The organism is Prosthecobacter sp. (assembly GCF_044232965.1).
Classification (GTDB): Bacteria; Verrucomicrobiota; Verrucomicrobiia; order Verrucomicrobiales; family Verrucomicrobiaceae; genus Prosthecobacter.
Genome location: NZ_JBIIKX010000003.1, coordinates 178,524 through 202,453, shown reverse-complemented (window position 1 = coordinate 202,453; position 23,930 = coordinate 178,524). Strand labels below are relative to the sequence as shown.

Sequence of the window (23,930 nt, the reverse complement as noted above, 5' to 3'; positions counted from 1 at the left end):
CTGCGCATCGGCACTGGCAACATCGAGTTCGCCGGACTGTTTGCGCCCAAGCCGCAGGGCATGAACACCGCGAACGACTGGACCAAGGAACTGGCCACCAAGGGCTTTCCTGAACTTCAGAAGCTCTACGCGACGCATGGCGTGAAGGACAACGTCTTCCTGCTGCGCGGCGAGCACTTCCCGCACAACTACAACGCGGTTACCCGCTCGGCGTTCTACACCTTCCTCAACAAGTACTTCAAGCTCGGCTTCCCATCGCCTGTCATCGAACAGGACTACGAACCGCTCACCAAGGAGCAGCTCACCGTGTGGGATGATAAACATCCCGCGCCGAAGGCCGCCGATCCTGAATTTGAGCGCCAACTGCTCAAATACCTCGCCGAGGATTCCAACAAACAACTGCGTGACGCTGATCCGCAGGTGCTTCGCCAAGGCGTCGAGGTCATCATCGGCCGCAGCTACGACAAGGCGGGCGAGGTCGAATGGACCCTCAAGGACAAGCAGGACCGTGGCGATCATCTCGAAATGACCGGCACGCTCAGCAACAAGACCTACAACGAGGAACTCAACGTCTCCTGGCTCTATCCGAAGCAGTGGAATGGTCGTGTGATCATCTGGCTCGATGACGCGGGCAAGTCCGGCATCGCCAACCCACAAGTGAAGGAACTCGTTGCCGGTGGTGCGGCCGTGCTTGGCGTCGATCTTTTGTTCCAAGGCGGCGAACCGGTCAAACAAACGCGTGTGGTTGCCAATCCGCGTGAGTTCGCCGGATACACGCATGGTTACAACCACGCGCTCTTTGCCCAGCGCACGCATGACGTGCTCTCGCTCGTCACCTTCCTGCGCAACACCAAGGTGGGTTCGCATCCGAGTCCGAAGAGCGTTTGTCTCGCCGCATTCGGTCCGCAGACCGGTCCCATTGCCGTCGCCGCACGCGCCTTGGCCGGAGAGGCCGTGGATCGTGCCGCGGTGGACACACACGGCTTCCGTTTTGGCAAGGTGCTCGATTATCGTGATCCGATGTTCCTGCCCGGTGGCGCGAAGTATCTCGATCTGCCAGGCATGCTTTCTCTCCAAGGACCACATCTGTGCTGGGTCCGAAGCGAGGGTAAAGATCCCGAGAGTTCAGCCGTGGAGTGGCTGATGAAGTAACGCGGGTGGAATCAGTATTGTAGTTCCGCCTTTAGGCGGATCAGAACCGGCTAAAGCCGGGACTACAGTGCTAATGGGACACCAGCTTCAGCAGCGCCAGGGCGTTCATGACGGCTTTCGGCACGAAGGAGGCGGGCTCGACGTATTCGGGCAGTTTGGAGCCATCGGCACTGCGTTCGGAGCAGTGGGCGTTGCCGCCGTGAGGGCCGAGACCGTCGAGGGTGGGGGCGAGCTGCCAGAGGTGATTCGCATCGCTCAAGCCACCGCGTGGGACGGAGACGGCGGTGAGGTTCATCGCGGCGGCGGCCTCGTGCCAAAGGTGAAATAAGGCCTCGGACTCGATGCCACCCGGCCAGGCGGCGGTGTGGCCGGTGCGTTCGGCGGTGAGTTTCGCGCCGTTTGCGGCGATGCCACCGAGAGAGGTGAAGAAGTCATCGGCCTGTTGCAGCGCGGCAGGTTCGGTGGCGCGGCATTCCCATTCGGCGAGGGCTTCATGCGGCACACGATTGACCACGGTGCCACCGTGAATTATGCCGATATTCACCGTGCGTTCCTGCGCAGCATCGGTCAGCGCTGCGATCTCTGGCAGCACACGGGCGAGCGCGTCGATGGCGTTGATGCCTTCATGATGTTTGCTGCCGGCGTGGGCGGCCTTGCCTTCCGCCGTGAGCTGCCAGGTGCTGCGGCCTTTGCGTGAGGTGACGATGTGCCAGCCTCGTTCATCGACGGGGCCGCCTTCAAAGACGAGCACGGCGCGTGCCTTGCCAGCGCAGCGCTCGGCGGTGGCGTGGCCGAAGTCGTCGCCCGTGACTTCCTCGGCGGCGTTCGCGGCGACAAGCCAGTGCGTTTGCGCGAAGGCCTCTTGCGCGCAGTCGCGCAGGATTTGCAGGATGAGCCAGATCAAGACGGTGCCGCCTTTGTTATCAATCGTGCCAGGACCGTAGATGCGGCCTTCCTCGGGACGTTCATCCCACTTGAAGTCGTTGCGCTGTTCTTCCTCGGGTGGAAACACGGTGTCGGAATGCGTGACGAGCACGACGGGATCGCCGCCGTTGCCGCGATGGGTGAGGAACAGATGCGGGCCGGTGCTAGGAATCGTGCAGGGAGCGAGTTCAGCGGTGAATCCGAGCGGCGCGAAGGCCTCGGCGGTCAAACGGGCGACGGCTTCAACTCCGGCGGCGTTCGCGGTGAAGCTGTTGATGGCGACGAGACGACGCAGCAAGTCGAGCGCGGCGGAGAAGTGGCGTTCGGCGGCGGTTTGGAAAAGAGAAGCGTTCATCGTGGGATAGCCCCGATGCCGGGACGATCCGGCATAAGGAGACGGCCGTCCGCATCATACGCGATGCCGTCGAAGTCGTCGTTGGCGACGTAAAAGTGGCCGTCGAGGTCGATCCAGTCGGCCCAGGGGGCGAGGTGCGCGGCGGCAGTGGTGCCGAGGCTGGTTTCGATCATGCAGCCGAGCAGGATTTGCAGGCTGTGCTCACGCGCGGTCGCGATCATGGCGACGGCGGCGTCGAAGCTGCCGCATTTGAGCAGCTTGATGTTCACACCGTCGATGAAGGGCGCGAGAGCGGGCACATCGGCGGCGGTTTGCACGCTTTCGTCGGCAAACAGGAGCGGAGAGTTGCCGGGGATGCTGGCGCGGAGCTCCTCCCATGCCTCGACACCAAGGCGATGATGAATCGGCTGCTCGATCAGGGCAGGGGAGTAATGCGAGAGCTTTTCGATCATCAGCGCAGCCTCGTGCATGCCCCAGCCGCCGTTCACGTCGAGGATGAGCGCGGCCTCAGGCGCGGCGTAACGGGCCACGGAGACCGTGGCGAGGTCGAGGCCGAGATCGCCGGAGCCGAGCTTGAGTTTGAGAACGCGGAACTGCTGTGAGATGTCGCGCACCTTGTCGGCGAAGACATCGAGGTCGTCGGGAATGCTGAAGGAGCGGCAACCGGGCGGCGCGGCGCGATTCGACGGCCCGAGTTTGGCAATCGCATGCGCCGAGAGCTTCTGGCCGGTGGCGTGGCCAATGATGTCGTGACGGAGAAGATTCATAGCCAAAGCGGCGGTGCGTGGCAGTTTTTCCGGCAGCACGGTCTGGTTCAAAATGGCGAGGGTCTGCGCCGGATCTTCGCTGTAGTAAGGCACGAAGGGAGCCTCGGTGGTGTGCGTGCCGTCCGAAACACGCAGCACCTGCCGTGTGGCCGAAGTGCCGTGGGCGATGCGGAAAGGCTCGTTGAGCTGGAGGGTCTTGATTTCGGAGTGCAAGCGCGGCAGTCAACGGTCAAGGCACCGCATGGTCAAGTCCGGATGGAGCGCACGCGTCCTCGCGTGCGGCCTTCAGCGTCTCGCTGAAGGCCGTTGTGGCTCGTTCATCGGTCTTCGGTGGTCAAACTGGCTGGCGTGAGCTTTGGGGACGGTTTTCCGCGAGGACGCGGAAAACAGCCTGCGGGACGCAGGCGCTCCCTCAGAGCTTCGGTGGCGCGGGCTTGATCGGTGGCTGTTGGCCGCTGACGACGCCTTTGGCCTTCGTCGGGCGTTTGTAGATCGTGTCACCGCAGGCGATGAACAGCTCGCTGAGGTCTTTGCCGCCGAAACACACGTCGTAGGGCTGCTTGGGCGTCGGGATGATGAAGTTCACGCGACCGGCTTGGTCGCAGACCTGGATGCCGAGGGAGGTGGCGACGTAGAGCCAGCCGTTGGTGTCCACGCAGAGGCCGCCAGCTTCAGGCTTCTCACCCTCAAGCTCCCCAAAACGTTGTGCCTCTGCCAGTGCTGGTTCGGTGCCGTCCTTCTGCCCTGCGGCGAAAGGGTCATCTGGCGGTGTTGGTCTCGTCTTGATCAGCACACTGGTGATGAATGAATTGTCTCTCTGAGCCAGGTAGATTTGCGTTTGATCAGGTGAAAGGCAGATGCCTGAAATCATTGATGCAGCAGGCAAAAAAATCGAATCTTGCAGGGTTCTGTTTTGATCAAGCAGCATCACACTGGCGTGATCCCCTTCAGCGAAAGGTTCATGATCGTCTTGTTTGTGCCCCATTCCTGTCAACAACGTGATGTCGCCTCCGCCAAAAGCCATAAGTCCTTCAGAACACCTGCTGGGTTTGTTCATTACCCCGGCTTTGTCGATTTCTCCGATTCGCACGATACCTTCTCCTCCTGAAACACAGACCACAGGCAGTCCAGCTTTGTCACAAGCGATGCTCCACAACTTGTGTGCCCCTCTGACTCCCGGTGCATAGCTGTTTACATGCCCATCGGGACCATGTCGCCAAAGGGGTTTGGGAAATTCATGGGCAAAGAAAACGTCGCCGCTTTGATTTGCAGCCATGTGATGAATTCGACTAGGAGTGACATCATTTGCACTCGGTAGTTGAAGTCGATGCCACTCCCCATCACCCGCCACTTCATACCCCTTCCACTTCGACTCGCCCTTAGGATTCGCCTTCACCTCGATGTTCGTCTGCCAGTCGCGCCAGAGCCAGCGGAGGACGTCGGGGAAGATTTGGGTGGCGTGTTTGCCGTTGTGGCCGCCTTCGCCCCAGGCGTGGTTCACGTCGTAACCGGCCCAGGTGAGGCTGCGTTCCATCATCTGGTTGGCCATCCACCAGTCGCCGCAGTAGAGGTTGTTGTCGCCGGTGCCGCTTTGGAGGAAGACGCGGAGGGGCTTGGGCTCGAATTTGCGGACGAAGACGGGCAGTTGATCAGCTCCGTGAATGCCGACGTAGGTGCCCACGCCGGTGAAGACGCGACGGAAGCGATCAGGCCGATGCCAGGCGACCATGAAGGCGCAGATACCGCCGCTGCTGTTGCCTGAGATGGCGGCGTGATTGGGATCGGTGCTGAGTTTGAGGCCGTGCTTCGCCTCAATGGCAGGCAGGAACTCGTCGAGGAGGAACTGCGAGTAGGTGGGCGTGATGCTGTCGTACTCGTAGCTGCGGTTGAAGCGCGGCAGCGCGTTGTCATTCACGGCGGGGACGACGCCGGGCTTGATGAAGATGCCGACGAGCGGCGGGATGTCTTTCTTCGCGATGAGATTGTCGAACACGACGGGGGCCTGATAGATGACGCCATCCTGGAAGACCATGAAGGCGGCGGGCTTGGTCTTATCATGACCGGCGGGGAGGTAGATCTGGTATTCGCGCTGCGTGCCGGGGAAGACGCTGCCTTCCTTCGCGGTATAGGTGTCCTTGAGCATGGTGCCCTTCGGCACGTTCGGCTGCGGCTGGGAGTCGGCGGTGAGCGGGAACTCGGGCTCGGCGCGAAGGAATGAGACAAATAGGAGGAAGAGCCAGGAAGGGAGGCAGAGCGAGCGCATGAGGTCATGCTGGCAGAAGCGGAATCGGGCCGCCAGTGTGATTTTGCCGGTGGTGCGGTGAAATACTCCATCTCAAGCGGCGATTTCATGCTTGCCTGCATTTCAGCGCTTTCATAACCTCACGCCTCTTATTTCACCCAACCCACATGAAATTAAACCACTCCCTCTCACTCGCGCTCGGCCTGCTGGCCCTGCCAGCACTCTCCCGTGCCGAAGATCCCAAACCCGTCCAACCCGGCGGCAAGCTGCCGAAGCCGGTCGCCATCCAGCTCGTCAAGGTGGCCGACGGACTCGTCGAGCCTGTGCATGTGGCCTGCCCGAAGGACGGCACGGGCCGTGTGTTCATCTGCGAGCGGCCCGGCGTGGTGCGCATCGTGAAGGATGGCAAGCTCTTGAAGCGTCCGTTTCTCGACATCAAGGACAAGACTGTCAGCTCCTTCCTCGAACAGGGGCTCTACGACCTCGAATTCCATCCGAAGTTCAAGGAGAACGGCCTGTTCTACATCCACTACTCCGACATGTGGTTCAACGGCGACGGCTTCATCGTCGAGTACAAGGTGAAGGCCAGCAACCCTGATCAGGCCGATCCAGAAAGCGCCCGCGTGGTGATGCAGCTCGAGCGTCCCTACTGCAACCACAACGGCGGTGAGATCTGCTTTGGCCCCGATGGCTACCTTTACATCGGCAGTGGCGACGGCGGCTGGGAAGGCGACGTGCTCAACGCGGGTCAGGATCTCAGCACCACGCTGGCCAAAGTGCTGCGCATCGACGTGAACACCCGCACCACCGAAAAAGGCTACGGCATCCCGAAGGACAACCCCTTCATCACGCCACTGCAACAGATGACGCTGTTTGGCATCAGCGAAGAGGCTTTCTCCAAGATCCAGCCGAAAGCACGGCCTGAAATCTGGAGCTACGGCATCCGCAATCCATGGACGATGAGCTTCGACAGCAAGACCGGTGAGTTCTACATCTTCGACATCGGCCAAAACCACTGGGAAGAGATCAATGTGGAACCTGCTGGCTGCAAAGGTGGCATCAACTACGGCTGGAAGGCCATGTGTGGCAGCCATCCTTTCCCCCAGATCTTGAAAAAGAACCCCGACGGCACCGAAACGAGCGTGAACCCGGAAAAGTGGGCACAGATCGGCACGCTGCCCGTCGCCGAATACAGCCATGTCGATCAGGGCAACTGCGTCATCGGCGTCGGCGTGTATCGCGGCAAAGATTATCCGAGCCTCGATGGCGTGTGCTTCGTGGCCGACTGGGGTTCCGGCAAAATCTGGGGCCTGCAACGCGATGAAGCGGCCAAATGGCAGATGCAGGAACTGCTCGACCTCGACACTCCGCTGCGCCCCACCGGCGGCGGTGAAGGTGAAGACGGTGCGCTCTACCTCTGCCACGGCACCGCTGGCTACGGCGGTAAGACCGATCCGTATCAAGAAGCCCCCGGCGCGGTGTGGAAGATCGTTGCGGCAGACAAGGTGCCAGCGGGCGCGGAAGTCGCGCCTTTGCAGAAGAAGTAAGCGCACTTCCTTTTAGATGATTGCCGAATGAGCAGCCGGAGTTCCTGGCTGCTCATTCTATTTTCAACACGATTCCAGCTATGAAAACACTGCTTTGTTTTCTCCTTACCTCGCTTGCTGTTCTCTCATTAAGTTGTGCTTCAAAACCGACCCGGTCCGATGTGGAAGCGGATGAGCTTTATTCCAGGCTAATGGCGGTCGTCAAAGCCAAGCAACGGAGGACCGTCCCTTCAATCGACACCTCCTTGGATCCTCTTGGCGCACCCTTCAGCCCCGGACAACCTCCAAACAAGCTCAGCGCCGAGGATCGGAGGATTACAGGTGTTTGGCGATCGGCCCCAGACTGCATCATGCTGATCAACTCCAATCATGATCTGCTCATCGTCAATGTTCATGACATTGGCAGACTCAAACTGGGGGTCGATGGCCAGCTTGCGATAAAGCGCAAGGAGCCGTTCTCAAGAGAGGAGTTCAGTTTGGAGAAGGGCCGGATCATGCGCATCATCGACGATCAATTCGAGGAGTTTACTCGGAAGTGAATGTGAGCGCGGAATCAGAAGCTTTACTTTAAAACTCCCCGCCTAGCGCGAGATGCAGCGCGGCGCGGTTACGCATGCGCTGGGCTTGGACGCCGATGAGGGCGCTACGGGCGTCGAAGGCGCGCTGGCGGGTGTCGAGGAGAGTCAGAACCTCGCTCAGGCCTTTTTCATACTGGCTGAGGGCGAGTTGCTCGGCGCGTTCGGCCTCGGTCGCGGCGCGTTCGAGGGCGGACTCCTGCTGGAGCAGGAATTGCTCGGCGGCGAGGGCGGTTTCGACTTCGCGGAAGGCGGTGAGGACACTGCCCGCGTAAGTTTGCAGCGATTCATCGTAGCGGGCGCGTTCGAGGTCGATGCCGGCCTTCAAACGACCGCCTTGAAACAAGGTTTGGGCGGCCTGGGTACCGATGTTCCAGATGGCGGACTCGGGGCGGATCAATTGCTCGATCTGCTGCGAGGTGCGGCCCAACTGGCCGGTGAGGCGAAGGCTGGGCAGCAGCGCTTTTTTGGCGGCGCTCTCGGTGGCGAGCGCGGCGGTGACACGACGCTCGGCGGCGCGGAGATCGGGTCGGCGCAGCAGCATTTCGGAGGGCAGGCCGGCGGGAATGCCGCGCTTGAGCGAAGGCAGTGAACCCAGGCCGCGCTCGGTGCCCGCCGGATAGCCGCCGAGCAGGGTTTCGAGCGTGCGACGTGTCTGATCCGCCGTGGCGCGGCGCTGCTGCACGGTGGACTCGGCACGCGCGAAATCGGCACGGCTCAGACTGACATCGAGCGCGGCACGCTCGGGGTCGATGCCGCGGTCGAGCTGACGTTCGAGGATGCCGAGCTGCACTTTGCGGGTGGTGATGTTGCTTTGCGCGAGGGCGAGCAGGCTTTCGGCCTCGGCGAGGCTCACGGCGGTTTGCACCGTGGTGGTGGCGAGCGAGAGACGCGCGGCATGCCAGTCTTCCTCGGCGGCTTCGGAGCCAGCCCTCGCAGCGCGGCGTTCATCGGCCACACGGCCCCAAAAGTCGATCTCCCAGCTCACGTTGAGGTTGGAGGTGAAGCGGTTGGCGATTTGATTGATACCGGGGAAGCGCTGATCTCCCGGACTTTGAGTGCGGCTGCCCGTTCCATTCGCGGTGATGGCCGGAAAAAGCCCGGCACCCGCCTGGACCATCTGCGCCCGTGCCTGCCGCACGCGCGCACCGGCGGCCTTCATGTCGGGATTGTTGGCAACAGCCTGATTCACGAGAGCAGGCAGCTTGGAGCCGCTGAACTCGCTCAACCAGCCGGTGGCGGCGCTTTTTGAAATCGCAGGCAGTGCGGCCCACTTCGACGGCGCGGTGCCGTGGAGCGCCGCGAGGTCGGTTTTGAGACGCTTGGAGCCGAGGGGCGGAAAAAAGGCGCAGCCGATGCCGCAGAGACACAGACTAGCCGCTGCGGAATGACGAACGAATGACGAAGCTCTAATGACGAACGAAGCGCGTGATTCGGATTTCGGATTTCGGGCTTCGTTCGTCATGCGGATTTCGGCATTCGTCATTTCCGCCTTACTTCACCATGACCCAACCCACCACGATCAGCACAGGCAGTAGGATCGGGATGGAATAGCGGTACATGTAGGCCAGGAAAGACGGCGCGTGGACCTTGGATTTGTCAGCGATGGCCTTAACCATGAAGTTCGGCCCGTTGCCGATGTAGCTGCCCGCGCCGAAGAACACCGCGCCGAGGGAGATGGCAATCAGGTGCCCCGCGTGCTCGGCGGCGAACTTCAGCACATCGGTGCTGGAATCGACGGACAATTGCTCATGGCCCATGGAAGCGGCGAGGAAGGAGAGATAGGTGGGCGCGTTGTCGAGGAAGGCGGAGAGCGCCCCGGTGCTGAAATAGTACTGCATCGGCGTGTCGATCTTCACGGCCTCGCCGCTTTGCAGGATCTGCAGCGCCGGGATCATGGTGAGAAAGATGCCGATGAAGAGAAAGCCCACCTCCTTGACCGGGCCGAAGTTGAAGTCGTTCGACTCATGCACCTCCTTCTTTGTGGTGAAGTAGGACGCGGCTGCTGCGGCGAACATGATGAGCGCGGGTACGGAAAAGATGCCAAGAACGGTGGTTTCCTGGATGTTTTTCGGCAGGAAGACCGAGCCTAGCACGATGGCGAGCCAGACGACATTCAGCAGGCCGCGGAAGAACCAGTCTTCGTGCGCGGTCTCCAGTTCACGCACCTCTTTGGGCGCACGGCGGAAGTTCACACTGTCCATGGCGTAAAACACGGCCAGCAACAGGCCGACGGCCAGCGCCCAGGCCTGCCAGCAGTGCTCCAGCACCCACCAGAAGGGCACGCCGCGCAGAAAACCGAGGAACAGCGGCGGATCACCAATCGGTGTGAGCGCACCGCCAACGTTGCTGATGACGAAGATGAAGAAGACGATGTGGAGGCCGGTGATGCGGTACTTGTTCATCTTGATCCATGGCCGGATCATGAGCATCGACGCGCCGGTGGTGCCGATCAGATTGGCCAGCACAGCGCCGATGAGCAGGAAGAGCGTGTTCACCACTGGCGTGGCCTCGCCCTTCACGCGGATGTTGATGCCGCCGGAAATGACGAACAGGGAGCCGACCAGCGCCATGAAGCTGACGTACTCATGCCCGGCATGGTGCAGCGGATGCCAGTCCTTCTGCACAAAGATGTAATACGCGGCTGTCACGAGTCCGAGGCCGATGGCGACCTTCGGATAGTGATGCTCCCAAAAGTGGGCGGCAAACAGCGGCATCAGCGCGATGCAGAGCAGGAGAAGGGCGAAGGGCGCGACCATTCCCATGGGGGGAAGCGCGGCGTGGGACGAAGCGGCGGCGAGCAAAATCATGCGGCGGACACAAGGCGGATGGCTATTCGTTTGTCAAACCGCGCTTTGAGCAGAAGTTTTGAGGTTCGTTTCGCGGCTGTTGAAAAGAAAAACGCCTGCATTCCAAGGAAATGCAGGCGCGTCGTCAACTCAGGAGAGTTAGGCAGTCATCAAAGCCATGCCTGAATCAGGTTGGCGGTGCTGGCGGAGGCGCTGGAGGAGGCGCTGCTGGAGGAGCCGCTGGGGTGGCAGCGGGGGGAGGATTCTGACCACTTGCCTGCCCCGGACTCTGGAAGACGCCGCTGAGAGGGTTCATCGGGTCATCCTCGCGATGGCGGCGCTTGAGGGCCTTGTCTTTTCCGATGTAGTAGCGGATGCCGCCCATCAATTGGTAGAAATCCGCATCTCCCAGGCCTCCTACCACAAAGGCAGCCAGTCCTTTGACCGGAGTCTGGTATTCCACAGTCAGGTCGTAGAAATTGCGGTTGATGCGGTTGGTGTAATCAAAACGTACCATGACGTTGTCCACGGGGTAAACCGCCGCGTAGAGATTGGCCAGCACGAAGTCGTCGTGGTTGTTCACTCGCGGGCTGAAGGTGGATCTCAGACCATTGTTTTCCACATGATCATAGCCGACGAAGGCTCCGACCGTCAGCCAGTCAAAATAATACTCGCCCTCAACGGCCACTGCGATGTTGTCCATGGAACTTGCGCCATGGATGCCGCCGACGAACAGGCCTAGCAGGCCGATTTCAGGTTTGCGGGTGAAAAAGTGAGCGCCAGCGCCATAAAAATCATCCTCCGCCGCATGGTTATACATAGTATCAAACTGAATGCCCCAGGATTCGGCCACCGGAATGGAAAGGCTGGCGGCAACGCCACGGCTGTAGGTGTCGTTGACCCCGCCGTAAGTGGCTTCGATTTTGGCGTTAGTGGCGGAAACCGCCTCATTGCCTTGAGCATTGATTGCTAGGAGGCCAGCAAGCACGGCGAGGGAAGCAAGCCAGCGGCTGGGACGATGGCATGATGAGACTGTGGTGTTTTCCATGGCGAGCGCCTTTTTATAAACTCAGGTGCGAATGTCGAGGCCAAATTCGCCCGAAGGAGATTTTTCTCCCGTGCTTTAGTCGGGCCGACGATCGAGGATGCCCTTGGCTTTCTCGAGTTCGGAGGTCACCCAGACGCCCAGGCCCGGCTCGTCCGCCTCGGGCGAACCGGTGAGGTGCAGGCGACGGACGTAGTATTTGTCGAGAAAGGCCACGATCTTCTCGGACACACCGAGAATGCCGCGATGCACATGCAGCACGGGCTTTTTGTGCTTCTTCGACGTGCTGACAGCCTTTTGCGCGGTGCCGGTGGCTTTCGCGGCCTGCGTGAAGACGACGGTGCCGTCGGCGTCGCGTATGTTGGCCTCGATGACCTCAAGCACGTTTTCAGTCTCCACCTCGCGGAGCTTGTGCAGCGGGTCGGGCGCTTCGGTGAGTCCGGCGGGGTGTCTGCCGCCGCGAGGGAGGTCGTGTTTCACCGTCCAGTCGAGCGCGGCGCGTTCGACGCCTGTTTGAGCGCCGGAAATGATGACAAGTTTGTAGGCCATGAGCACCCGCAGAGGAAAGCAGAACTCCGGGCACGGCAAGCGCGAAGTCGCCTCATTCCAGGTGCTTGCCCAGCATCAGGTCCAGGTTTCGCTCCACGATCGCTCCCATGCTGTGGCAGGAGTCGAACAGGTGAGTGTTATGGTACTGGCCCAGTTCGGAGCGGAGCTGGATGACTTTTTCAAACGGCTCCACGGCGTTGTTTTTCATGCAGCGCAGCAGCGCCATGATGCGGGTGTGCTCGGAGAGGTAGCGGCGGGAGATGAGGCTGCGCTCCTCCTCCTGGTACTGCTTCATGGTGGGGAAGTTCAGGCAGGAGGAGCAGAGCTGGACGACGGGATTGTTCTCCTTGAAGAACTGCGGCAGGTAGAGGCTCTTGCGGCCCTCGTAGCTCTGCTGGTCGAAGTCGATGGCACGGACGCGATACTGTACCTCCTCAAAGTCGGGGGTCATATCGACGACGTAGTTGTAGCTGCGCATGTCGCCGAGCAGGCGGATGAAGCAGCGCTCACTGAATTTGACGAACTCCTTGGCGAGGCGGACGCCGTTGAAGTCGGGGCGGCCGAGGTAGTCGCGGATGAAGGCATCACCGGGCACACCGGCGATGTGCTCCTCCACCAGTGTGCCGCCGCGATGCATGAGGTAGTTGATACGGTTCGGCGAGAGCAGGTGCTCCAGCTCCAGGCCATAAACCCGGGAGGCGTCCGCTGTTTTCACATAGAAGTGGTCGTAGTTGTCATTGTACTGGTTCACCACACGCACGCGGAAGGGGCGGGAGTTGCCGAACTCGCAGTAATCGACGCGCTCCACATACAAGTGGGGCACGGCGTGGAAGTCCCCGGTGCGAAGCTGAGAGTAGATGCTGGTGAGCTTCGGGTAAATCTCCCGCTGGTACTCGCGCGGATACATGACGCTGCTCCAGTGCGTGGCGTTGCCCTCCTTGTCGTAGAGCGGGTAGCTGTCTGAAAAGCCGCGCAGCTCGTCATAAGTCGTCGGCAGCGAGTAGCAGCGCCCAAACTGGTCGAGGTAGGAGATCAGCTCGTCGGTGACGGGGATGAAATTCTTGCGCTTCGTGATCTCGTTCATTCCCGGCCTGTGTCGCATCTCGTGTTCCAGGTTTCAAGGAAGGATCGGCATCCCGCGTCTTGCGGCAGTGCTTCCACGCGCCATGCTGCGGCACCCATCATGCTGACTCCGCTCGACCTGAAGCTCTTCCGCGACCTCGGCCGCATGAAGGGTCAAATCCTGGCCGTGAGCCTCGTCATGGCCTGCGGTCTGGCCATGATGATCATGACGCGCAGCATCATCCTGACGCTGGAGAGCACGCGCGACGCCTACTACCAGCGTCATCGGCTGGCGGATGTGTTTGGCTCGCTCAAACGGGCGCCGCTTTCGCTGGCCGACCGCGTTGCGGAAATTCCCGGCGTGGCCGCCATCGAGGCGCGGGTGGTGGTGGATGCCACGCTCGACCTTGTAGGCCTCACCGAGCCGGCCTCGGCGCATATCGTTTCCCTGCCTGAGGGCAAGCCGCAGACGCTCAACCAAGTCTTCATCCGCAAAGGCCGCCTGCCGCAGCCCGACGAGCGACGGCATGCCGTGGTGAGTGAATCCTTCGCCCTCGCGAACAAGCTGCAAATCGGCGACAACATCGTGGCCATCATCAATGGCCGCCGCGACACGCTGATCGTCTGCGGCATCGGCCTGTCGCCCGAATTTGTGTTTGAGGCACGCCCCGGACAAACACTGCCGGACAACAAGCGCTACGGCGTGTTCTGGATGAACTACAAGGCCATCGCCGTGCCCTACAATCTCGATGGTGCCTTCAACGACATCTGCGTCGATCTCGCCCCTGGAGCGAAGGCCGGGCCGGTGCTGGCGGAGATGGACCGTCTGCTGGCCGACTACGGTGCGCAGGGTGCCTACACCCGCGAGGATCACAACAGCGCCAAGCGCCTTGATGATGAACTGCGTGTGGTGCATGCCCTGTCGCTGGCCTATCCCGTCGTCTTTCTCAGCGTGGCGGCCTTCATGGTGAACGCGGTGCTCGCTCGTCTGGTGCGGCTCCAGCGGGAGCAGATCGCGCAGCTCAAGGCGCTCGGTTATTCCTCCTGGCAGGTGGGGCGGCATTACCTGAACTACGCCTTCGTCATCGTCGTGTTCGGCACTGTGATCGGCGGTCTGGTCGGGCGCTGGATGGGCGGCGGGCTGCTGGGCATCTATGATCTGTTCTTCCGCTTCCCGGAACTCAAATTTCGTATGGATTACAGCGCCCTGGGCATCGCGCTTGTGGTCAGCGCGGCCGCTTCGATCCTCGGTGTCTTCAGCGTCGTATGGATGGCGGTCAAGCTGCCCCCTGCGGAGGCCATGCGACCGGAGCCGCCTGCGGATTTCAAGCCATCGCTGCTGGAACGCGTCGGCCTTACGCGTGGCAGCAGTCCGGCCTTCCGCATGGCCTTACGCAACATTGAGCGCCGCCCAATGCAGGCCGTTTTTACCATCTTTGGCATCGCGCTGGCCACAGGCTTGATGGTGCTGCCAGGTTCCATGGCGGACAGCATCGACTACCTGCTCACCTATCAGTGGAATGACGTGCAGAGGCAGGATGTGGTGGTGTTTTTCGCCGAACCGGGTTCTCCCAGCGCATTGCACAATCTGGAGCATCTGCCTGGCGTGCAGCGCGCCGAGCCGGTCCGTGCTGTGCAGGCGCGTATTCGTTATGGACACCACTCGCGCAAGCTCGCCATCACCGGCATGCCGCGTGACGCCGATTTGAACCGCCTGCTGGATGCCAAAGGCCGAAGAATCGTGCTGCCGGAGGAAGGCGTCGTCATGTCCGCGCAACTCGGTCAGATTCTCGGCGCAAGAATTGGCGATGTGATTCAAGTCCAGGCGTTGGAGGGCAAAAGATCGACGCTGAACGTCGCCATCCGAGGTTTCATTGAGGATTTCGCCGGTGTCTCGGCTTTCATGGACATCCAGGCGCTGCATCGCCTCATGGGCGAGGGAGACGTGGTCAGTGGAGCTTATCTGGCTGTCGATCAGGCACGGTGGGAAGATTTCATGCGCGAGGTCAAGGACACGCCGCGCATTGCCGTGACGCTGGTGAAAGACGACCAGCTCGAGGCCTTCCGCAGCACCACCGGCCAGAGCATCGGCATCCTGCGAAAGCTTTACCTCACGCTCGCCATCGTCGTCGCTTTCGGCGTGGTTTACAACAGCGCCCGCATCGCCCTTTCGGAGCGCAGCCGTGATCTCGCCACACTGCGTGTCGTCGGCTTCACGCAGCGTGAGGTGGCCGGCGTGCTGCTCGGGGAGCTGATCATCCTCATTGTCGCCGCGTTGCCGATTGGCCTGCTCTTTGGCCGGGGGCTTGCCATTCTCATCATCGAAAAAGTCCGCACCGAAACCGTGCGCCTGCCACTGGAGATCAGCCTGTTCACCTACACCGTGTCCGTCCTCGTGGTCGCCGCCGCCGCCTGCTCGTCCTTCATCGTCGTCGGTCGCATGCTGCGGAAGCTCGACATGGTGGGCGTGCTCAAGGCGCGGGATTGACCATTCCGCGCTCGTCTTGCCATGGTGTTCCTTCTGTGAGAAATAAGAGAAGGCAAAACAATCGTCCGGTTGAATCCTTCAAGGCAAATGCAAACCCCACAAGCACAGCCATGAGCATCTTCACACAGCGCCGCACGGCAAAGCTCCTGCGCATGGCCTTCCTGCTTCTATTCGTCGCCGATCCGCTGCCCGCCGCCACAGTCGGAGCCGACGTTGTCTGGACCACTTACCAGGCTGAGCAAGGCGTCACCACTGGAGAAAAACTCTTCTCCAAAAGTTATGGCGACATAGCCAACGAGGCCGTTAACCATGCCTGCGTCAAACTCAGCGCCGCAAATCAACAGGTGACATGGAAGGTGGCCAAACCTGTCAATTCGATCGTCATACGAGCTTGTGTGCCCGACTCGCCAGAGGGCGGTGGCATGGATCATACCTTGAGCGTTGCGGTCAATGGCGCATTTCGGCAGAAAGTGACCGTCAGTTCGGCTCACACATGGCTCTATGGAGCTGATCCGAATGGAAATGACAACAAACCCGGAACGGGAACACCGCATGCGTTTTTTGACGAGGCGCGGCAGATACTCACCGGCCCGCCGCTCAGTTCGGGTGATTCGATCACTGTTTACAAACAAGCCTCCGACAACGCGCCGTGGTATGTGATTGATTTGATCGATCTGGAGCTGGTGGCACCGCCGCCGGAGATGCCGGAGGGTTTCCTTTCCGTAACTGAATTCGGCGTGCTGCCGGATGACGGCGTGGATGATTCAGCGGCTCTCAAGGCCTGTGTCGAGAAGGCCAAGGCGGAGAAGAAAGGGGTTTGGTTTCCGCCGGGTCTCTATCACCAAACGGAGCCCATGGTGGTTGACCAAGTGCGTGTGCTCGGCGCCGGCCCCTGGTTCACAAACCTCAGGGCTCTTGGCAAGTCCAAGCCCGGCCACTTCTCGGGAAACGTGGGTTTTCGGCTCTCGGGTAGAGACGCGCAGATTTCTGGGTTCTCCATTGAAGGCACTCTAAAAGCCCGATCCACAGAGGCCATTCAGCACGGGGTCACAGGGAGCGGCGAGCGTCACTTGGTGGATAACATCTGGGTCAGGCACACCACCACAGGAGGTTGGATTGGGCCGTGCTCCAACGTTGTGGTCCGCCGGTGCCGGTTCCATGACACCTATGCCGACGGCTTGAATTTTAACAATCATTCCGTGGATGTGCTCGTCGAACAAAACCACTGCCGTGGCAATGGCGACGACGGGCTGGCGGTTTTCTCCAGCACCGAAAAGGGAGGTGTCTCCGGAGCCTGCCGCAATATCACCTTGAGACAAAACTCCTGCGAGGGACAGCGTTGGGGCAACGGAGTCGGCGTGTATGGGGGTGACGCCATCGTGGTTGAGAGCAACCTCATCACGAGCGTTAACCGAATCACCGGCCTGACCGTCTCCACGGGTTTTGACAGTTGGCCGCTTAGCAATGTCACCATCGCTGGCAATGTCATCATCGACTGCGGCGGCACTGGCTTTAATCAGAAGTTTCCAGCTCTGTACGCTTACATGCCGGGTAAAGACATCAGTGGACTGTTGATCAAAGGCAACGTCATTCGCGACGCTACCTTTGAAGCAATCAAGGTCGTGGCAACAGCCAATGGGGGAGTTCTTGAGGCGACAATCAGTGAAAATTCCATCGAATCCCCCGGAGGTGCCGGGATACACATTCATGGGGAGGTCAAAGGCAAGCTCACCCTGAAAGGTAACGACATCAGGATGCCAAAGGGCAGGACAAAGTTGCTCAATCAAGCCAAGCCCGCTCAGCTTGTCTTTATCTCGGATCTTTAGCGGGTTCGGTTTTTATCGCTCACAGCAGCGCCAGAACCGCGTCGAGATGCGCCTCAGGCTTCACCTTTTCGAGGATGGTGGCGATTTTGCCGTCTTTGCCAATGATGAAAGTGCTGCGCTCCGTGCCCATGTAGGTCTTGCCATACATGCTCTTCTCGACCCACACGCCGTAGGCGTTCACGATCTTCTGATCCTCGTCCGCGATGAGCGGGAAGGGGAGTTCGTGCTTCTTGATGAACTTCGCGTGGCTCTTCACCGGATCGGTGCTCACGCCGAACACGAGCGCTTTTTTGGCGATGGATTTCCAGCCGTCACGCAAGCCGCAGGCCTGCTTCGTGCAGCCTGGCGTGTCGTCCTTCGGATAAAAATACAGCACCACCGTCTGCCCCTTCAGTTCGCTGAGGGTGACGGTGTCGCCGTCCTTGTAACTGCCGCCGACGACGGGCGCGGTGAAGTCCGGGGCTTTGGAATGGAGGGCAGGTTTGCTCATGGTGGCAATTTTACGCGGTCCGGCGGACTCTGGATGCGCTCAACCCGCGTGTCCCATGGCGGCGGCCATGAGTTTTTCCTGCGTGGCCTCTTGGCGCGTGAAGGCACCGCCGATGCGGCCGACGTTGAGCATCAAAATGCGGTCGCTCATGCCGATGAGCTCTGGCAGCTCGCTGGAAACGAGGATGACGGCTTTTCCTTCGGCGGTGAGCTGGTTGATGATCTCGTAGATTTCGAGCTTCGCGCCCACGTCGATGCCGCGAGTTGGCTCATCGAGCAGGATGATGGAAGGCTGGGTGAGCAATGCCTTGCCGAGCACGACTTTTTGCTGGTTCCCGCCGGAGAGTTTGCCCACCACGGCCTCCAGTCCGGTCGCTTTGACGCGTAGCGAGTCAAAGATGCCCTGGTTGCGGCGAATCTCGGCATTGCGCTGGATGAATCCAGCTCGCGTGACGCTGGAAAGCGATGACAGCGACAGATTGAAGCCAATCTCATGCTCCAGATGCAGCCCGTAACGACGGCGGTCCTCAGAGGCGAGCACGAGGCCGTATTGAATGATGGATTCTGGCGTCCAACCATCGGTGGAACGGCCTTTGAGGGTCACCTGACCGGAAACGCGGCGGCCCCAGGCTCCGAACAGGTGCATGAGCAGCTCTGTGCGCCCCGCGCCCATCAAGCCGCCGATGCCGAGCACCTCACCGGCCCGCAGTTCAAACTGGATGTCATGCAGCTTCGTCACGCCGCTTTCAGAGTCGGCCACGGCGAGGGAATCGACCTGGAGGATGATGCCTCCCGGCTGTGACGAGCGGCGTGGGAAAAGATCGCCGATCTCGCGGCCTACCATGTGGCGGATGACCTCGTTCTTGCTCGTGTCAGCGGCTTGCTGGGTGCAAACCGTCGTGCCATCGCGCAGGACAGTGACGCGATCGGCGATGCTGAAGACCTCGTCGAGCTTGTGGGAAATGTAGATGCTGGCGATGCCGCGCTTCCGCAAATCGCGCAGGATGTCGAGCAGGATCAAAACCTCGTGCTCGGCGAGTGCGGCGGTGGGTTCGTCGAGAATCAGGATCTTCGAGTCTTTGGCGAGCGCCTTGATGATCTCGACAAGTTGCTTCTGCCCCACACCGAGCGTGCGCACTGGCGAGGCAGGATCAAGTTCAACCTTGAAACGATCCAGCAGCGCCTGCGCCTCGCGATACATGCGAGGCCAGTCGATGAAGGCACCCCAACGCCTAGGCTCGCGGCCAAGGAAGATGTTTTCCGCCACCGTCATCTCCTCGACGAGCGCCAGTTCTTGGTAAATCACCGCCAGTCCGGCCTTCTCCGCGTCTTTGATCGTTTCAAAGCATGCCTCGACACCATTCACCTCAAAGCGGCCTTCGTAGCTGCCATGCGGATGAATGCCGGAGAGCAATTTGATCAACGTGCTCTTGCCTGCGCCGTTTTCACCGCACAGGGCATGGATCTCGCCTTCACGGAGATCAAACGACACATCTTTGAGTGCCGTGACGCCGGGGAAGCGCTTGGTGATCTGGTCGGCGCGGAGGATCATTGAAACACGTCGCTTTCTTTGCGGAAGCCATCCTTGATGACAGTTTCGCGCAGGTTCTCCTTGGTAACGGAAGTGATTTCGAGCAGGACGGAGGGAACATCGATCTTGCCGTTGGAGACGGCGTCGCGGGCGACGATGGGCTGGCGGCGGGCGAGTTTGAGGGCGAGTTCGGCGGCTTTGGTGGCGATGCTTTGGATGGGTTTGTACACGGTCATGGCCTGCGTGCCTTGCGCGATGCGCTGGCAGGCGGCGAGATCGGCATCCTGGCCGGTGACAATGATTTTTCCGGCGAGTCCTTCTTCGGTGAGCGCTTGAATGGCTCCACCGGCGGTGCCGTCGTTGCTGGCGAGGATGGCGTCGAAATTCTGGCCGATCTTGGTGATAGCGGCGTTGGTGATCTTCTTGGCGTTCTCGGGCTTCCAGTCCTCGGTCCAGTCTTCAAACATCACTTCAACTTTGCCGGTGGCAATGAGCGGGTTGAGGATGTTGTCCTGGCCTTGCTTGAAGAGTTTGGCGTTGTTGTCGGTCTTCGCGCCGTAGATGCGGATGAGCCGCAGTTTGCCGCTTGGTGGGATGCGATCTGCGAGGAATTTGGCCTGTAACTCGCCGACTTTGACGTTGTCGAAGGTGAGATACAAATCGAGGTCGCAGCCGGTGATGAGACGGTCATACGAAAGCACGGGAATGCCTGCCTGATGAGCGAGTTCGACGCCTTTGGCCATCGCGGCGGCGTCTTTGGGGATGATGACGAGCACATCGACCTTCTGGGTGATGAGGCTCTCGATGTTTTGAAGTTGAACAACGTCGTTGCTGTTGGCGGACTGCACCAAAACGTCTGCTCCGGCAGCCTGGGCGGCGGCGGTGAAAAGATCGCGGTCAATCTGCCAGCGCTCCTCTTTGAGGGTGTCCATAGACAGGCCGATGAGCGGGCGCTGGCGGGCTGCGGTGACGCTCACGCCGCCGCGCGCGATGACAAGGCCGGTGATGACGCTGAGAGCGCAGGAAACGAGGACGAGCAGGACGCGGACGTTCATGCCTGCTGTGTAGCGAATGCCGCGTTAAATGACGAGCGGAAAATGCGGGTGGGAAGGGTTATGAGTGATGGGTTAAGCGTTATGCGCCTGAGCCATAACCAATAACTCATCACACCTAACAGAGGCTCACTTCGTCGCTTTTTTCTTCGTGGCGCTCTTGGCGGGGGCTTTCTTCACTGCTGCCGCTTTTTTCACAGCGACCTTTTTGACCTTGGTCTGCGGCTCGGGCACCGGAGCTTCCACGGTCAGGGCCAGCTCGGGGGCATCTCCCCAAAGCTCTTCGAGGGAGTAATACTCGCGCTTTTCGGGGGTGAGGATGTGAACCATCACATTCCCATAGACGAGGATGATCCACTGGCTCTCGAAGTTGCCGTCCTTGACGTTTGGAGCGGTGTTATGCTCTTCCTTCATGCGCTCGATGATTTCATCGCGCACGGCACGCAACTGGGGCGTGGACAGGGCGGTGCAGATCACAAAGTAGTCGGAAATGGGCGAGAGGCCGCGCAGATCGAGGATGCGGATGTTCTCCGCTTTTTTGTCATCGGCGTAAAGGGCGCAGGCGCGGGCGAGTTCGAGGTCTTCCATGGTGGTTCGGGTCGGCATCAAGGATAAAGCAGGAAACGCTGCCTTTGCGAGCGGAAGCTCTGATTCCAGCCCTGCCAGCGGGCGATGATGCTGGTGGCGGGCACGCCGCGACGGAGGTCGGAATAGAGGGATTCGCTGCCATAGACCTTGTTGAAGAGGTTCAATTTCGAGCCGCTCATGCGGCTGACGACCTTGCCGCCGGAGAGGCGGTTGATCTCGGCGAGCAGCAGCACATCAAGCGCGGTGAGGTCGGTGGTGTTGCGGGGGCTCATGTGGATGCGCACGCCGCCGAAGCCGTTTTTCGAGTAGGGCGAGAAGGTGACGCCCGGCGTGTTCAGCCGCTGGCAGTAGGCGAGCAGGGCGTTCGGGTTCACGCCACTGCCGCCGGCATAACCGAAGGGTTCCTCGGTGCCGATGCCAATATCGACCGCCGCAGCGCCGCCGAGGATGCCGGTGGTGACATAGTAGAAGGGAGAGATGGAGTGCGGGATGTTGGGCGAGGTGGGATGCCAGCGCAGACCGGTGTCCTGCCATGTCATGCCACGCTGCCAGCCTTGCATCTTCACCACGTCGAGACGCGGCACGCGCGAGACCCAGCCGCGTGAGCAGGCCATCATGGCAATCTCGCCCGCCGTCATGCCATGCACATAGGGCACGGGGACTTGGCCGACGAAGGATTTCCATTTGGCCTCCAATGGCGGGCCTTCGACACGCCAGCCACCGAGCGGATTGGGCCGGTCGAGCACGACGAACTGCTTTCCATTCTCGGCGGCGGCCTCCATGGCGACGATCATGGTGCTGATGTAGGTATAACTGCGGCAGCCGATGTCCTGGAGGTCAAACACGAGCACGTCGATGGGCGCGAGCATCGCTGGAGTCGGTTTGCGCGTGGGGCCGTAGAGCGAATAGACGGTCAGGCCCGTCACGCTGTCCCGCCGCGTGCTGACATGGATGCCCGCGCCGATGTTGCCGTCAATGCCGTGCTCAGGAGCATAAAGAGCGGTGAAATTGGCCCCCAGCGCCTGCTGAAACACGGTGCGGGTGCGCTCGCCACGAGCGGTGAGGCTGGTGTGATTGGTGATGAGGCCGACGCGCTTGCCACGCAGCAGATCAAAGCCGCGCGAGGCCAGCACATCGACGCCGAGCATGAACGGGCCGCCATAACCGGCCTGCGGCTGCGCAACTTGCGGCGCGGGCATCTGGCAGGAGACGAGCGCGAGCGCAGCGAGGCTCGAAACGGCTTTGAAAAACACACGGGTGGAAAACATGCGGTGATTTCTGGTGGAGGATGACCTGTGCGGCAATGGCCGCCGGTTATTTCTTCGTGTCCGTCGCTTTGGCGTCGCCTGCCTTGGTTGGGGCAGATTTGGTTTCGCTAGCTGGCGGAGTTGTCGTGGCAGGTGGTGTGGTGCTGCCGGGCGCGGGAGGCGGCTCAGGCTTTTTGAATGGGTTATCCCAGGTGTGCAGCACATAGCCGGAGCCGATGCCACCGACTTCACCGAGCAAGGATGTGCATTTTTCCTGCCACTTCACGAGATCAGGCGCGGAACGCGTTTTTTCAGCGGTGCCGGGGAAGATGAGGTAGGTGACCTTGAGATCGCTTTCGGGGCGGATGTAGGGCGTGGCCTTCGGATTGACGGTTTTGGCCATGAGGAGCGAGGCTTCGCCCATTTTGAAGCTCGGGCCGTAGTCGCCGCAGATGGCGGGGTAGATTTTGCCCTCATGAATGACGGCGGCGTAGTCGCCGATCTGCGGCGTGAATTTGTTTTGATCGCCATAGCCGCGGAAGAGCAGGGAAATGACAACGAAGGGATCTTTTTCCGCGATGAGGCTGCTGCGGGCCTTCATCTCGCTGATTTCGACTTTCAGCGCACTGATGATGGCGCTGAGCTCGCGATTGCGGGCGGAGGAAAGGCCTTTCATGGCAAATTCCTCCTGCGCTTTCTTCAAACGCTCCTCCCACTTCGCGAGCAGCGGGTTGGGGGTCTTGGTGGCCTTGGCCCAGGCGTAGCTGGTGAAGGGCTGGTAATAGTCCGACATGTAAATGTACTCATCGAGCGTGGGCATGCGGTCGCCGTCGGAGCCGTCGGCGACGACATCCATCTCGGACTGGATGAGCAGGGTGCGGCGCTGCGTGGCGGGATGCGTGAGTTCGAGGATGGTCTCGGTGTCGTAGAAGTTGTGGCGGTCAAGGACGCGATTCAGGCGTGTGAGATCATTCTGCACGCGGTTGGTTTTGTTCTCGTAGAGCTTGTGGTAGAATCCGCTGACCTTGGCGGCGGGCAGCATGGCATCGAGTCCCGGCAGAATGGCGGGGAGGTGCTTGTTGATACGGCTGAGTTCCACCATGGTCTGGTTGGCCTTCGGCACACGTATGCTGAGCTGGAACTCGGCCTTGTAGGATTCGGGATCGAGACGCTCAAGGCTGGCGAAGCTGCCCTCCTCAGTGAGCAGCTTGGTTTTGACGGTGATGCCGTTGAAGAGCGAGGCGACGTCGATGTCCTTGCGGGCGATGTATTTGTCCGGCAGCGGCGGCTGGACCTCGCGGACGACCTCCTTGGTCACTTCCTTGACGATTTCCTTCGTGACCGGCACCTCTTTAATCACATCCCGCAGCACGTCGCGAGTAATGATGCGCTCCTTGGTGCCACGGGCGGACTCGACGATGTCCTGGATGCCTTTCTTTATTTTACCAGCGAAGGGCGTGAAAGGCAGCAGCAGGCCTGTAAGGAGAATCAGCAGGAATAGAAGGCGAATGAACGAGCTGAAGCAGCCGCGTTTCGGCTGCTGCCGCCATTGCGAATGCTGGGGATCGTTTTCGGGGATGGCGGGTTCCTGTGACATGGGATGGGGGAAAGACGAATGAGGAAATCCGAAGATCGAACGACGAACTCAAGACCTCGGTGTTGAAAATATCCGCGTCATTCGGGTTTCGTCATTCGCCAATTT

Annotated in this window: 18 protein-coding genes and 1 pseudogene; 5 read left to right on the top strand and 14 right to left on the bottom strand. The window is 60.5% G+C overall.

Annotated features, from left to right (window positions below; genetic code table 11):
• Positions 1–1,152: pseudogene (locus ACILSI_RS02695) on the top strand (acetylxylan esterase); the annotation flags it as partial.
• Positions 1,153–1,222: 70 nt separating this feature from the next.
• On the opposite strand, the gene ACILSI_RS02690 reads toward ACILSI_RS02695, so the two are convergent.
• The 3 genes from ACILSI_RS02690 to ACILSI_RS02680 form a co-directional block, all read right to left on the bottom strand.
• Positions 1,223–2,431 (bottom strand): M20/M25/M40 family metallo-hydrolase, encoded by a 1,209-nt coding sequence (locus tag ACILSI_RS02690; RefSeq protein WP_395720293.1) that lies wholly within the window; start codon positions 2,429–2,431, stop codon positions 1,223–1,225.
• A complete protein-coding gene (locus ACILSI_RS02685) occupies positions 2,428–3,411 on the bottom strand; it encodes an enolase C-terminal domain-like protein (RefSeq protein ID WP_395720292.1) in 984 nt (327 codons plus the stop codon). The genes ACILSI_RS02690 and ACILSI_RS02685 overlap by 4 nt, the downstream gene beginning before the upstream one ends.
• A 199-nt stretch (positions 3,412–3,610) precedes the next feature.
• On the bottom strand, positions 3,611–5,461 hold the full coding sequence (locus tag ACILSI_RS02680) for an alpha/beta hydrolase-fold protein (RefSeq protein ID WP_395720291.1): 1,851 nt from the start codon (positions 5,459–5,461) through the stop codon (positions 3,611–3,613).
• 146 nt (positions 5,462–5,607) lie between these two features.
• Here ACILSI_RS02680 and ACILSI_RS02675 point away from each other — a divergent pair, with 146 nt between their 5' ends.
• Entirely contained in the window at positions 5,608–6,987 is a 1,380-nt protein-coding gene (locus ACILSI_RS02675; protein ID WP_395720290.1) for a PQQ-dependent sugar dehydrogenase, read from the top strand.
• Between the two features lie 80 nt (positions 6,988–7,067).
• On the top strand, positions 7,068–7,526 hold the full coding sequence (locus tag ACILSI_RS02670) for a hypothetical protein (RefSeq protein WP_395720289.1): 459 nt from the start codon (positions 7,068–7,070) through the stop codon (positions 7,524–7,526).
• A gap of 28 nt (positions 7,527–7,554) precedes the next feature.
• Here ACILSI_RS02670 and ACILSI_RS02665 read toward each other — a convergent pair whose 3' ends face one another.
• The 5 genes from ACILSI_RS02665 to ACILSI_RS02645 all read right to left on the bottom strand — a co-directional run bounded on the left by ACILSI_RS02665 (position 7,555) and on the right by ACILSI_RS02645 (position 13,029).
• Complete coding sequence (locus tag ACILSI_RS02665; RefSeq protein ID WP_395720288.1) at positions 7,555–9,048, bottom strand: efflux transporter outer membrane subunit; 1,494 nt, start codon at positions 9,046–9,048, stop codon at positions 7,555–7,557.
• A gap of 7 nt (positions 9,049–9,055) precedes the next feature.
• Positions 9,056–10,372 carry a sodium:proton antiporter gene (locus tag ACILSI_RS02660; protein ID WP_395720287.1) on the bottom strand — a complete coding sequence of 439 codons (1,317 nt, stop codon included), beginning with the start codon at positions 10,370–10,372 and terminating at the stop codon, positions 9,056–9,058.
• A gap of 166 nt (positions 10,373–10,538) precedes the next feature.
• A complete protein-coding gene (locus ACILSI_RS02655) occupies positions 10,539–11,399 on the bottom strand; it encodes a hypothetical protein (protein WP_395720286.1) in 861 nt (286 codons plus the stop codon).
• Positions 11,400–11,474: 75 nt separating this feature from the next.
• A complete protein-coding gene (locus ACILSI_RS02650; RefSeq protein ID WP_395720285.1) occupies positions 11,475–11,945 on the bottom strand; it encodes a YpsA SLOG family protein in 471 nt (156 codons plus the stop codon).
• 52 nt (positions 11,946–11,997) lie between these two features.
• A complete protein-coding gene (locus tag ACILSI_RS02645) occupies positions 11,998–13,029 on the bottom strand; it encodes a hypothetical protein (RefSeq protein WP_395720284.1) in 1,032 nt (343 codons plus the stop codon).
• 99 nt (positions 13,030–13,128) lie between these two features.
• Here ACILSI_RS02645 and ACILSI_RS02640 point away from each other — a divergent pair, with 99 nt between their 5' ends.
• Positions 13,129–15,495 (top strand): ABC transporter permease, encoded by a 2,367-nt coding sequence (locus ACILSI_RS02640; protein ID WP_395720283.1) that lies wholly within the window; start codon positions 13,129–13,131, stop codon positions 15,493–15,495.
• A 110-nt stretch (positions 15,496–15,605) separates the two neighbouring features.
• Complete coding sequence (locus tag ACILSI_RS02635; protein WP_395720282.1) at positions 15,606–17,321, top strand: glycosyl hydrolase family 28-related protein; 1,716 nt, start codon at positions 15,606–15,608, stop codon at positions 17,319–17,321.
• A 19-nt stretch (positions 17,322–17,340) separates the two neighbouring features.
• On the opposite strand, the gene bcp is transcribed toward ACILSI_RS02635, so the two are convergent.
• The 6 genes from bcp to ACILSI_RS02605 form a co-directional block, all read right to left on the bottom strand.
• Positions 17,341–17,811, bottom strand: a complete 471-nt coding sequence (gene bcp / locus ACILSI_RS02630) for a thioredoxin-dependent thiol peroxidase (protein WP_395720281.1) — start codon at positions 17,809–17,811, stop codon at positions 17,341–17,343.
• 39 nt (positions 17,812–17,850) lie between these two features.
• Positions 17,851–19,362: a sugar ABC transporter ATP-binding protein gene (locus tag ACILSI_RS02625; RefSeq protein WP_395720280.1), complete on the bottom strand. Its 1,512-nt coding sequence runs from the start codon at positions 19,360–19,362 to the stop codon at positions 17,851–17,853.
• On the bottom strand, positions 19,359–20,396 hold the full coding sequence (locus ACILSI_RS02620) for a sugar ABC transporter substrate-binding protein (RefSeq protein ID WP_395720279.1): 1,038 nt from the start codon (positions 20,394–20,396) through the stop codon (positions 19,359–19,361). The genes ACILSI_RS02625 and ACILSI_RS02620 overlap by 4 nt, the downstream gene beginning before the upstream one ends.
• 126 nt (positions 20,397–20,522) lie before the next feature.
• The gene (rsfS, locus tag ACILSI_RS02615) at positions 20,523–20,999 is read right to left on the bottom strand and encodes a ribosome silencing factor (protein WP_395720278.1); all 477 of its coding nucleotides are present in this window, start codon (positions 20,997–20,999) and stop codon (positions 20,523–20,525) included.
• Positions 20,999–22,249 carry an exo-beta-N-acetylmuramidase NamZ domain-containing protein gene (locus ACILSI_RS02610; RefSeq protein ID WP_395720277.1) on the bottom strand — a complete coding sequence of 417 codons (1,251 nt, stop codon included), beginning with the start codon at positions 22,247–22,249 and terminating at the stop codon, positions 20,999–21,001. Before ACILSI_RS02610 ends, rsfS begins: the two co-directional genes overlap by 1 nt.
• 46 nt (positions 22,250–22,295) lie before the next feature.
• Positions 22,296–23,825 carry a glycoside hydrolase family 75 protein gene (locus tag ACILSI_RS02605; protein WP_395720276.1) on the bottom strand — a complete coding sequence of 510 codons (1,530 nt, stop codon included), beginning with the start codon at positions 23,823–23,825 and terminating at the stop codon, positions 22,296–22,298.
• Between the last annotated feature and the right edge of the window lie 105 nt (positions 23,826–23,930).

What these genes read in the sequence shown, in the direction of transcription:
- ACILSI_RS02690 (WP_395720293.1), bottom strand. Translation starts at nt 2,431, where the DNA reads ATGAACGCTTCTCTTTTCCAAACCGCCGCCGAACGCCACTTCTCCGCC.
- ACILSI_RS02680 (WP_395720291.1), bottom strand. Translation starts at nt 5,461, where the DNA reads ATGCGCTCGCTCTGCCTCCCTTCCTGGCTCTTCCTCCTATTTGTCTCA.
- ACILSI_RS02675 (WP_395720290.1), top strand. Translation starts at nt 5,608, where the DNA reads ATGAAATTAAACCACTCCCTCTCACTCGCGCTCGGCCTGCTGGCCCTG.
- ACILSI_RS02670 (WP_395720289.1), top strand. Translation starts at nt 7,068, where the DNA reads ATGAAAACACTGCTTTGTTTTCTCCTTACCTCGCTTGCTGTTCTCTCA.
- ACILSI_RS02665 (WP_395720288.1), bottom strand. Translation starts at nt 9,048, where the DNA reads ATGACGAATGCCGAAATCCGCATGACGAACGAAGCCCGAAATCCGAAA.
- ACILSI_RS02660 (WP_395720287.1), bottom strand. Translation starts at nt 10,372, where the DNA reads ATGATTTTGCTCGCCGCCGCTTCGTCCCACGCCGCGCTTCCCCCCATG.
- ACILSI_RS02655 (WP_395720286.1), bottom strand. Translation starts at nt 11,399, where the DNA reads ATGGAAAACACCACAGTCTCATCATGCCATCGTCCCAGCCGCTGGCTT.
- ACILSI_RS02650 (WP_395720285.1), bottom strand. Translation starts at nt 11,945, where the DNA reads ATGGCCTACAAACTTGTCATCATTTCCGGCGCTCAAACAGGCGTCGAA.
- ACILSI_RS02645 (WP_395720284.1), bottom strand. Translation starts at nt 13,029, where the DNA reads ATGAACGAGATCACGAAGCGCAAGAATTTCATCCCCGTCACCGACGAG.
- ACILSI_RS02640 (WP_395720283.1), top strand. Translation starts at nt 13,129, where the DNA reads ATGCTGACTCCGCTCGACCTGAAGCTCTTCCGCGACCTCGGCCGCATG.
- ACILSI_RS02635 (WP_395720282.1), top strand. Translation starts at nt 15,606, where the DNA reads ATGAGCATCTTCACACAGCGCCGCACGGCAAAGCTCCTGCGCATGGCC.
- bcp (WP_395720281.1), bottom strand. Translation starts at nt 17,811, where the DNA reads ATGAGCAAACCTGCCCTCCATTCCAAAGCCCCGGACTTCACCGCGCCC.
- ACILSI_RS02625 (WP_395720280.1), bottom strand. Translation starts at nt 19,362, where the DNA reads ATGATCCTCCGCGCCGACCAGATCACCAAGCGCTTCCCCGGCGTCACG.
- ACILSI_RS02620 (WP_395720279.1), bottom strand. Translation starts at nt 20,396, where the DNA reads ATGAACGTCCGCGTCCTGCTCGTCCTCGTTTCCTGCGCTCTCAGCGTC.
- rsfS (WP_395720278.1), bottom strand. Translation starts at nt 20,999, where the DNA reads ATGCCGACCCGAACCACCATGGAAGACCTCGAACTCGCCCGCGCCTGC.
- ACILSI_RS02610 (WP_395720277.1), bottom strand. Translation starts at nt 22,249, where the DNA reads ATGTTTTCCACCCGTGTGTTTTTCAAAGCCGTTTCGAGCCTCGCTGCG.
- ACILSI_RS02605 (WP_395720276.1), bottom strand. Translation starts at nt 23,825, where the DNA reads ATGTCACAGGAACCCGCCATCCCCGAAAACGATCCCCAGCATTCGCAA.